The 9738-nt window shown below is 68.3% G+C and carries 8 protein-coding genes and 1 CRISPR repeat array; of the genes, 3 read left to right on the top strand and 5 right to left on the bottom strand.

The annotated features are described in order from the left end of the window. The first annotated feature begins 1225 nt into the window (after positions 1 to 1225). Positions 1226 to 1648 (top strand): hypothetical protein, encoded by a 423-nt coding sequence (locus OG927_RS35920; RefSeq protein WP_330321663.1) that lies wholly within the window; start codon positions 1226 to 1228, stop codon positions 1646 to 1648. A 1538-nt stretch (positions 1649 to 3186) separates the two neighbouring features. Continuing rightward, positions 3187 to 3458: a CRISPR direct-repeat array (repeat unit 28 nt; unit sequence GGGCCATCCCCGCATGCGCGGGGAGCAG). 407 nt (positions 3459 to 3865) lie between these two features. On the opposite strand, the gene OG927_RS35915 is transcribed toward OG927_RS35920, so the two are convergent. The 3 genes from OG927_RS35915 to OG927_RS35905 form a co-directional block, all read right to left on the bottom strand. Beyond that, positions 3866 to 4741, bottom strand: coding sequence for an ATP/GTP-binding protein (locus OG927_RS35915; RefSeq protein WP_330321662.1), 876 nt, complete (start codon positions 4739 to 4741; stop codon positions 3866 to 3868). Further along, positions 4735 to 5328 (bottom strand): hypothetical protein, encoded by a 594-nt coding sequence (locus OG927_RS35910; RefSeq protein ID WP_330321661.1) that lies wholly within the window; start codon positions 5326 to 5328, stop codon positions 4735 to 4737. The genes OG927_RS35915 and OG927_RS35910 overlap by 7 nt, the downstream gene beginning before the upstream one ends. A gap of 271 nt (positions 5329 to 5599) precedes the next feature. Beyond that, on the bottom strand, positions 5600 to 6940 hold the full coding sequence (locus OG927_RS35905) for a hypothetical protein (RefSeq protein ID WP_330321660.1): 1341 nt from the start codon (positions 6938 to 6940) through the stop codon (positions 5600 to 5602). 262 nt (positions 6941 to 7202) lie between these two features. Here OG927_RS35905 and OG927_RS35900 point away from each other — a divergent pair, with 262 nt between their 5' ends. Beyond that, a complete protein-coding gene (locus OG927_RS35900) occupies positions 7203 to 7352 on the top strand; it encodes a hypothetical protein (RefSeq protein ID WP_330321659.1) in 150 nt (49 codons plus the stop codon). Between the two features lie 195 nt (positions 7353 to 7547). Here OG927_RS35900 and OG927_RS35895 read toward each other — a convergent pair whose 3' ends face one another. Then, complete coding sequence (locus OG927_RS35895) at positions 7548 to 8753, bottom strand: helix-turn-helix domain-containing protein (protein WP_330321658.1); 1206 nt, start codon at positions 8751 to 8753, stop codon at positions 7548 to 7550. Positions 8754 to 8991: 238 nt separating this feature from the next. Between OG927_RS35895 and OG927_RS35890 the strand changes: the two genes are divergently transcribed. Next, positions 8992 to 9240 carry a hypothetical protein gene (locus tag OG927_RS35890; RefSeq protein ID WP_330321657.1) on the top strand — a complete coding sequence of 83 codons (249 nt, stop codon included), beginning with the start codon at positions 8992 to 8994 and terminating at the stop codon, positions 9238 to 9240. Positions 9241 to 9430: 190 nt separating this feature from the next. On the opposite strand, the gene OG927_RS35885 is transcribed toward OG927_RS35890, so the two are convergent. Continuing rightward, complete coding sequence (locus tag OG927_RS35885; protein ID WP_330321656.1) at positions 9431 to 9604, bottom strand: hypothetical protein; 174 nt, start codon at positions 9602 to 9604, stop codon at positions 9431 to 9433. Positions 9605 to 9738 lie beyond the last annotated feature (134 nt).

The following is a 9738-nucleotide window of genomic DNA, read 5'->3' as shown; positions in this document are numbered from 1 at the left end:
TACCATATCGCTGCGCGATATGCAAGCGAACGGCTTCGCTCCGCGAAGCCGGAAAGGGGCTGCGCCCCTTTCCGAGGGTGCGCTTCGCTTACCCTCGAATTCACGCTCCGCGTGAACCAGGGTTCCCGCTTCGCGGAAACCCTTCACCGCACTCCGCTGCGCTCCATACGGAGGTCGTCCGCTGCGCTCCCTCCCCACCGGCTACGCCGGGCTGGCTAGGTAAGAGGGTGTCCGGGGTCGTCGTGAAGGTGCCACCCGAAAAGGGCTCGGCTTTCCGGGCCGAGGGGTGGCCTGAGGGCGCATCAAAATCTGACCGTAGCTCAACTCTGGAACCACCCACCCCCACCGGCCGCCACCTGATGCAGCATGTGACTTTGGCAGAATCGGGAGAGGTGCATCATTTTTGGGCGTAGCTAGAGACTGGAGCCAGCCCACACCACCCCTACCGCACTCCGGCACGCCCGGAACGGCTACCGCACACCCCACCCCCGACCGTGCCGGAACCGGCCCGGGTCCACGCGGACACTGCCCCCTCCCGCAAGCTCACAGACCCTCCTACGACCCCGTGGCACCCTGAACGCCCAACCCCCTCGCCATGAGGCCGCTGAAGACGCTCAAGCACTTCCAGGAGCCCCGGAAAACACAGATGCCGGGCAACGCAGTCAGCCGGCACCACGGCCCGATGTAGGCCATGTCGACGAGGATCGGGGCGCCCTGTCGTGCGCAGATCCGAAGGATTCTGTGGGTGCGGGCGGGTTGTCAGGTCGTGGCCGGCGCCTGGGTCACCACGCTTCCGCAGCAGCTGCTCCCCGTGTATGCGGGGGTGGTCCTGGAGCCCAGTCCATTGCGCACCCCGGTCCCACACCGCCCCGTCACCCGATCAGTGGCCACTCTGAAAACACTCACTGATGAACTGGTAGCGCCTTCCGGGGCAGGTCCGAGAGCAGGAGCATCAATCATCGCATTCGTCGGCGCGGGACAAGCACCGCACAGAGCCACTTCGCCCCGCCATTGTGGCTGATTTCAATCACCAATTATGACCAATTTTCTGCGCAACACGAAAACACCCAAAAAGGGCACGTGTCGCCATAACGAAACGATAGGGATTTATAACTCCCTAGATTTCTCACCCTCCACCTGAAACAATGGCACCACCGCCAACAAGGCGTGGCTTTCATAATTCAGCCAAGAACAGTAGATTTATAACCAAGGGTGGGGATTCACGATGAATGCTAAGCGTTTCGGCATCGTATTCGGTGCCACATTGGCTGCAACTATTCTCGGAACGACACAGGCGTATGCAAGTTGGTCGAGCAGCATTTCCAGCGCACTCACCGGATTCACCTCTCGCGAGTGGGCAGAAGAAAGCTACTCCGAGATAAACTTCACCAGGTGTAGCACCCAGTTCTCAGGCGCCGAGAGCGTGGACGTCGAACTCATTCGTGTTGACGGAGTCAACAAGAGCTACGGGAGCAAGCGGTTCACAGCCTGCTTCACCTGGGGTGACGGGGTTGAAACAAGCACCGGAGTCTGGAACAGCCTCCCGGCTGGCGACTACGTGTTCAGGATAAAGCTGATCAACGGCGACTCTTCGGGAAACAACCTGAACGTCAACTCCGTCTTCGTCGACACAACTAAGGCAGACTAGGCGCACACAGTCTCCGCTGCGCAATAAAGTCGATCGGAATTGAATTCGGGCGCAGCACGCGATACCACGTGTTGCGCCCGACCCATTATTTCTGCGCCTGGCATGCCCAGGGATGGGACTGTAAAACGTTCGTCTCTGTCCCGCAGGGCTTCGGCGTTGTCGAGGGATGTCCGATTCGTGAGCATGTGGCCTCAAGAGGGTGAGAGGCATTCACGGAAACGGATGTCCAGCCCGAGGCCCAGCCTTACGACAGCCTCAAGCTGTCGACCAGTTGCACCTGGGGATCCCACCCCGCCGGACGTTCGCTCACCGATCCGCGCCAAGGGCAGCCGGCCTCGATCCATGCAGCTCGCGCGGTCATGACCCCCGCATTCGAGGCGTCCTCGTAGCCGAACTCGATGCAGCAGCAGCTGCAGATTGCGAACGACGGCGTCAGTCCGTCGGAACCCCAGGGATCAAATCCCTGATCGAGCCCGCACACAGGGCAATGGGCTCCTGGCCTCGGCGTCCTCGTCACGGGCCGATGCTACGCGCCGTCAGACCCCGTCGCTGATGCTCGCCCGGTGAGGCAGGCACGGCTTCCAAGATCGCGCCGCGCCCCGCCGGCGAGCTGTCCTCCAAGCGTGCCCGGCGCCCCGCGACGGGCCGCAGAAACAGGCCAGCGCAGCGCCACCCCGACTTCCCCGCGACCACCCCACCACCAGCCACCAACCACACAGCAGGGCAGGCCGGGAGAACAAGGGGAAGTCTGAGTACTCACCGGACGTGAACCGGGGTCTGACCTGCGGTTGTGCAACGGCCGCCGGTTTTCGGGTGTCGCCGATACTGTCGTCGATATCGTCGCTAATACCGTCGTCGTTACCGTCGCCAATAGTGTCGCCGTTATACGGCCGGTCCTCCCGTGGCCCGTCGGAGGCCGAGGGCGCCCAACACGGCCGGGAGCGCCCGAGGGGTGAACCGGGTCCGGGACGCCGCCCAGGAGGCCGCCAGGCGCCCCGGGAGCGCCTCGTCCGTCGCGGTGGCCCACCGGCCGCCGCGACACCCTCAGAAGCCAGCGCAGCGCCACCCGACTTCCCCGCGCCCACCCCCACCACCAGCCACCACACCCACCAACCACAGCAGGGCAGGCCAGGAGAACAAGGGGAAGTCCGAGCACCCACCGGACGCGAACCGGGGTCTGACCTGCGGTTGTGCAAGGGCCGGGCCGAAACATGCGCGCCGGATAGTGGTACGGAACGCGGTACGGATAGCAGAACGGATAGTGGACCGGATAGCGGTACGGATAGTGCGCCCCCTGCCGCCGAACCACCCCGCCCAGCCCTGAACGCGTCGACCAGGCCGCCGCCCTGCCATCCGGGCCGGCACAGCCTCCCTGGCCTGTACAGGGCCCCGGACTACCCCGCGCCGAGGTGTGGCAGGGTGCCGGGGTCCGGGGCGGGTGGCTGGTGCCCGGTACCGGTGACGGAACACCCGCCCCGAACACCCCCGGGACCACATCCCCGCAGGCGCGGTAGCCGGTCCAGTCGTGCGGCTGCCAGGGACCATCCCCGCAAGCGCGGGGAGCAGCACGGGTCGCCCAGGGTGAAGGAGCCTCAGCCGGGGCCATCCCCGCATGCGCGGGGAGCAGCACCGGGTGATGGTCCTCTACCGGGCCGCCGCGGGGCCATCCCCGCATGCGCGGGGAGCAGTTCGGGGTGCCGGGGACCGGCTTGGAGGCCGGGGGGCCATCCCCGCATGCGCGGGGAGCAGTCCAGACCACATCTGCCGAGACCGGTAGGGCTAGGGCCATCCCCGCATGCGCGGGGAGCAGGCGCTGCCAGCAGCGCGGACATCGACCCCCAGGGGGCCATCCCCGCATGGCGGGGAGCAGACTGCGTGACCTGCGACGCTACCGCGCCACATCGCGGTTCTGACACACTTTCACCGAAACGGACATAGCACCCAAATGTGTCCACGGAAGCCATGCGACCGGGGTGCCGCAGATGACACTCTGCACACCGCTTTTCAGGTTCGACAAGAAAAGTTTCCAACTGCGTGCGGATTGCCGTGGTGCGTGGCGTCCCCGCCTCTGACCTGCGGCAGTGAGTTTCCGACCAGGAAACTCACCACGCCCCGGACGATAACTCACTGCCGCCGTGCGCACTCACTGCGAAAACTCACTGCCCCGTGCGGACTCACCGCGGAAAACTCACTGCCGCAGGTCAGCGGCCCGCCGGGTCAGCGGGTGTTGACGACCTGGACCTCGCGGACGTCAACCGTGAACGCCGTCTGCCGGGTCTCGGTGAACTGACCGCCGTCGCCCAGGGCGGGGGCGCTCCAGGTGATGGTCCAGGTCGAGGTGGCGGTGCCCCGGTACCGGCCGTCCGGCTCGTCGTAGGAGGGCCGCTCGTAGAGGTGGCCGCAGTCCGGCGACTCGGTGACCTCCCTCGACTTCCTGTACGGGGTACCGGGGCCATGGCAGGTGACGGTGGCACCGTCACCCATCGACCACCGAACCCGGGTGACCTCCGCCGTCGCGGTGACGGTGACGCCCCCGGCCGACGCCGACGCGGACACCGGCCCGAACGTCGACGGGGACAGCTCCGCCCACATCCACATCGGCATGCCCACCACATAGGTCCCCGCGGCCCGGGGGCCGGCCACCTTCGGTCCGTCCAGGCGCATCGAGGCCGCCGCCTTCCGGGCGACGGTCTCGGGATCGATCGTCGGGGCGCCCGGGCCGGCCTGGCCGGTCGGGACGAAGACGACACCCCCGCGCCCGCTGTCGCACTGGACCTTGTAGACCGCACCCTCGTCCGGGCCGCGCCCTCCCCACGACTGATGCCCCGCAGGCGGCGGCGGATCATCAACCACGGCGTACGAGCACTTGTCCGCCGGCTTCGTGCTGCTACCGGTCGACGCCGGCTCCACTCCGGCCGACGCGGAGCCCGACGAGCCCGACGAGCTGCCGCCGTCGACGGCGCAGACGGTGACCGAGAACATGGAGCCCCGGCATCCGTCACTGCCGACCGTCGGCCCGTCGGCATGCGCGGCCGGGGCCAGGACGACGGCCAGGACCACGGAGGCCGCCATCGTCGCGGCCGGCTTCAGCATGACCGGCTTCCGTCCGGCTCGTACTCGGTCACCATCCAGCGGTTGTTGTCCCACCGCTCCACCGTGGCCGTGGCGACGTAGCGCAGCGGTTGCGCGGTGGGCAGCGGGATCGGCTTGTTGGTCTTCGTGTCGAGGGTCTGCCACTTCGAGAGGTCGATGCAGTCCTCGACCGTCGCGGTCGGGACCTTCGCCTCCAGGTCGAGCTCGGTCACCTCCGACTCGTGCCCGAGCTCGCCACGGATCACCGTGCCGTTCCTCTTCATGTGTGCCAGGTCCCGCTCGAAAGCCGACAGGGCGTCGAGCGTCGCGAAGTCGTCGAGCTTCGTCCCGTCCGGTGACGCCACCCGGTAGGCCTTCATCTGCTCCACCCACATCGAGGTGTACGAGGCGAGCACCGCCGTCTTCACCGCCGCGTCCGGGTCCGCCGAGGACGCCGCGGGGGTGGGAGCCGAGGCGGCCGCAGACGGGGCTGCCTGCGGCTTCTCGTCGTCGCTGCCACCACCACAGCCGGTCAGGGGCAGCGTGAGCGTCACGGCGGTGCACAGTGCCATCACGCCCGGCCGGAGCCGTGTCTGTCGAGCCGCCATCAGGTCCCCCATCACGTGCCGTCGGAATCGATCACCAGGCCAACGACCCGCGTCCCGCCGGGTCACCAGCGGCGGGCAGCGGTGACCACTGGACGGATAGGGGACCGCCCCATCGAGACGCCATTCGACCGCCGTCCCGACTCACGAAGGGGAAGCGCTGGCCACGGGCGCAGATGACAGCCGTCACCGCTCCGTCGCCGGGTGCTGGCCGGCGCCTCCCGCGATCATCAACAACTGCTGTCGTGAGGCGACGTCGATAAAGCCAGCGGCCCTATCCCTCCTCGAGGTCCGGGGCGGCGGCGTAGCGCCAGATAGTGATGTCGAGGCCGACATACTCGCTTGCGGCGGCACCGTTGGGCATGGTGCGGATCGTCACCAGGGCGACGTGTCCCTCGTCGGTGATGGCACAGATCTGGGATCCCTCGGACAGCAGATCGAACTCGATGCCCTCGGGGCTGAAGCGTGTGTCCGCGAGGCATTTCGCCAAGGAGCCCTTTTCCCTCTCGCCCAGGAGAATCAGGGGTTTGCTGCTGTTGGTGGCCAGCCCCGGGCCGATGACAGCGGGGCTGTAGTAGAGGCCCTCGAAATCCTTGGTAACCCTGGGCTCCACGGAGGAGAGGTCGACCGTGTAACCGGCAGCGAGATTGATCTTGTGCTGGGTCGGTTCCGGGGCTTCGTCGGCCGGCTCCGAGGAGGAACCGGAAGGCGCGGGGGAGGCCGTGGACGGGCTGGATGACGCGGCCGAGGACGGTGCCGGCGTAGCGGTGGGTGTAGGGGTGGGTGGTGTGAGGGTGGGTGTCGGCTGTGGCTGTTGGCCGGCGGTGTTCTGGGAGTCCTGGTAGACGGCGCCGCCGAAGGCCGCAGCGGCCACGACGAGGAGCCCGATGGCGGCGCACCCGGCCACGAGCCAGGGGCGTGAGGTGAATCGCGGTCCTGGCCCGCGGGGGGTGTCGCCCTCGCCCCGTTCGGCCACGGGGACGAGTGCGGATCCTGGTGTCTGTTCCGTCAGCTGGAGGAGCATCCGGCAGCGCTCCAGGTCTCCCACCAGGTCTGCGCGCTTGCTCACCAGTGCTTCGCGGCGCCCGGCGAGCTCGGTGCCCTGGCGCTCCAGGTCGCTGATGGTGTCGCTGTCGTCGCTGGTACGCCGCTCTTCCTCGATGCGCTCGTGCACCTGGTCCGCGCCCTCGCGCAGGAGCTCGATGTCCCGGGTCAGTTCTGCCAGGACCTGCTCGCCGTCGTAGAGGCGCAGGAGCAGGGAGTTCTGGTCGCTGCCCCGGATATCGGCGCCGAGCAGGACCAGCACCGACCGGTAGGCGGTGAACAGCTCCGCTGCCCGCTGCTCGCCGCCCGGGCCAGGAGCCCTGCAGTCCACCTCGGCCAGCAGGTCGCGCAGGAACTCCCACGGCGGAAGGTTCTTACCCGAGGTGTACTTACGGATCGTGGGATCGCGGTAGGCGGGGTAGTGCTGGGCGAAAGCCCGCGAGCTCAGACCGGCCAGCGCCAGCAGCTCCCGCAACCGCTGCCCGAACTGCGCCCGCAGCCCGTCCTTCCGCTCCCGCTCCCGCTGGCGTGCGAGGAGATCACCCCCGCCACCGTCCTGTCCGTGCTGCACCAGTACCCCCATTCACAAGGGGTGCGGAGCCTGCCGGCCCTGGTGCGCACCCCCACCGCCTCGGTACCCCCAGGCACCACGGTCCGGACCTAAAAGACGTCCCACTGGCGCACTCGCTCACCAGCGGAAAGCCCCGTCACTGTAGGGCCAACCACCCCGGCCAGCAGGGAAGTTGGGCAGGACGTGCCAATTTCGGCACGTCCCTGTCCGAAACCCGCACCGCTATCCGGGGGACCGCGCACCCACCGACGGAGACACCACCATGACCAGCTACCTCTTCACCGTCCTGGCCCTGCTCACCCTGACCGGGATCTGCATCGGCCGCCTCGCCTACAACAACCCCGCTCTCGGCACCTCGATGGTCACCGCGACCACCGTCCTCGCCCTCCTCTACACCGTCCTGAACACCTGACCGGCACCTGGCGGGCGGGGTGGGTCAGTGATCGCTGAGCGGCCATGAGCGCCGCGTCAAGCACGGCCCGCGGGCCAGCGGGGTGTGGAGATCGGCCGCCTGGGGCCGACCTCGATCTCCGAGCCTCCGGCCGTCGGCAGTGAAGCCGGCTGTCGGCTCGAACCTTGCCGCGGGGTGGGGCGGATGCCTGCCTGGCTACAGCAGTCCGGCCACGTCGGCAAGCCACTGCCCGCTCGCGTCCAGACCCATGACGCTCAGCACGGGGTTGATAGTGGAGGGGAAGGCAAACCAGATGGACAGCGCCATGAGCTGTCCCCAGAACGTCCCGACAACGAGTCCCTTCGCACGAGCGTCGCCTCTGGGCAGTCCCAGCCGAAGGACTCCCACGCTCGACGCCGGCCAGAGCAGGGCGGTCCCGCCCGCGAGCAGCATCTTCCAGATACTGGGGCCCGGATCGGCTTCCAGGCCGGCGATGAACGCCGTCAGCAGGACGAAGGACGCATACGTCACCAGAGGCACGCCGACAGCGAGGATGCGGTCGGGACCCGCTGTGTCCGCGTAGCGCCTCGAAGCGCCCTGGGCCTGGGCTGGGCGGGCCGGGTGGGCGTACGGATCTGGAGATGCTGGGGCAGAGGGGTTGTTGCGCTCCGGTGACGACCAGAGCGGAACAGCAGTTGGTCCGGGAGAGATTTCCGCGGGCCGGTCCCGGGGCGGGGCCACCGCGGGCTCCAGGGTGGTGTCCTGCGTTGACACCCCGGAAACCGCCTGTGTCTGCTCCTCGACGAGGCGCTGGTTCTGTGCGCGCAGGACACCGACTTCCTGCTGCAGCAGCCGGGCCTGCTCGCGCTGCCCGGAGAGGTCGGCCTCGATCTGGTGGATGTAGTCCTGGGCGTGGCGCAGGCTCTCATCCTGTTCCCGGACCTGTTCCTGCAGGAGTGCTCGTGCGCCTTCGCTGGTCCGGGCGTGATCGAGTGCCTGGGCCAGTTGCGCGGCGAGGTCGCGGGCCTGGGTCTCGAGGTCGGCCAGGCGTGTGTCGGCGACCCGCTTCGCGTGCTGCTGCTCGCCCCGCAGGCGGTCCAGCTCCTCCCTGATCTGGACGAGCTGGACCGCGGGGGACCCGCTGGTGGCGTGTGCCTGACTGCACAGGGCGTCCAGCAGGTCGCCCGTCTCCTGGTCCCAGAGCAGGCCCCGCTCCTCGAGGAAGGCCCGCAGTTTACGAAGAAAGTCGTACGAGGCGACCCGGTCCCCGCTCAGGTAACGCGAGAGGGCGGCCGGCGAGATATAGAGCGCTGTGGCCAACTGCTTCTGCGTGCCCCCGGTGGCAAGGAAGCCGTCCACCACGTCGCGCAACGCTGCCGCGTACGCGGCACCCGCCGCCACTCCCTCTTCGGATCCACCCATCCCGGCCCCTCTTCCCCCGTGAACACCGCCCGCAAGAAGCGCAGTTGACCGATTGTCGCGTATCCCTCGACACGCCGGGGCCGACTCGTCGAGGACAGCCGCACACGACTGGACCCGGCCGGGCGTTACCGATTGCCGGGAACGGGCCGTTCCCACTCCCGCACCACAAACCGTCGCCCAAAGCTGTCAACAGCGAACGCACAGGGCGGACGCGAACCCGAGTGAAAGAGGTCGGACGATGGCCCTCTCCCCGAACCTGGTACCCGCATCCGTCACCGCGGTCAGCGGCCTCGCCACCGCGATGGCCGGCGCCCCCTGGTGGGGCGTCGTGATCTGCCTCGTCCTCACCCTGGCCGCGACATCCGTCCAGACCCTCTTCCCCCAGGACTCCCCCGACCGCCTCACCTGGTGGACCAACCACCGTGAGCACCGCCACCTCCGCCGCACCCACCGGCACCACGACACACGCCCCGGGCCGCCGGCATGACCCGGGGCGGCCAGTAGTCACGGCCCTCGAAAGGCGGCCAGTGACGCCCGTCTCCGGCGCCATCGGAACCGGAGCCAGTCAACCCCGCCCCCGGATTTCCAGGGCCCGCAGGAAGCCGAACACGCAGTCGCGGGCCACACGAATCCGACGTCGTGAGCAGGGGTCCGGCGGGAGGTCTCCCCGGGGACGGTCACGGCTTCCGCCTCAGCAGGGCGGCGACCAGACCGGGAAGCACCCGAAGGACCGCGACGACGTCGCCGCGGTGGGCGCGGCAGATGGCGACGACGCAGACCAGCGTGGCGCAGAGCAGGGCGACGATGAGCGCGACCGGTACGGCGGTAGCGAGCAGGGCGAGGTAGTCCACGGGCAACTCCTTGGTTGAGGGCGTGCGGAGGTAGGGCGGTGTCAGTACGAGAGAAAAAGTCCCCCTACCCGGTCGGCGGGCCGGGGGAAAAAAAGTCCTCCCGTCCCCGACAAACTGGGGTGAGAGGAGGGGCG

The organism is Streptomyces clavifer (genome assembly GCF_036345975.1).
Classification (GTDB): domain Bacteria; phylum Actinomycetota; class Actinomycetes; order Streptomycetales; family Streptomycetaceae; genus Streptomyces; species Streptomyces clavifer.
Note: the sequence above shows the minus strand (reverse complement) of the source record. Positions and strands in the feature narration are given on the sequence as shown.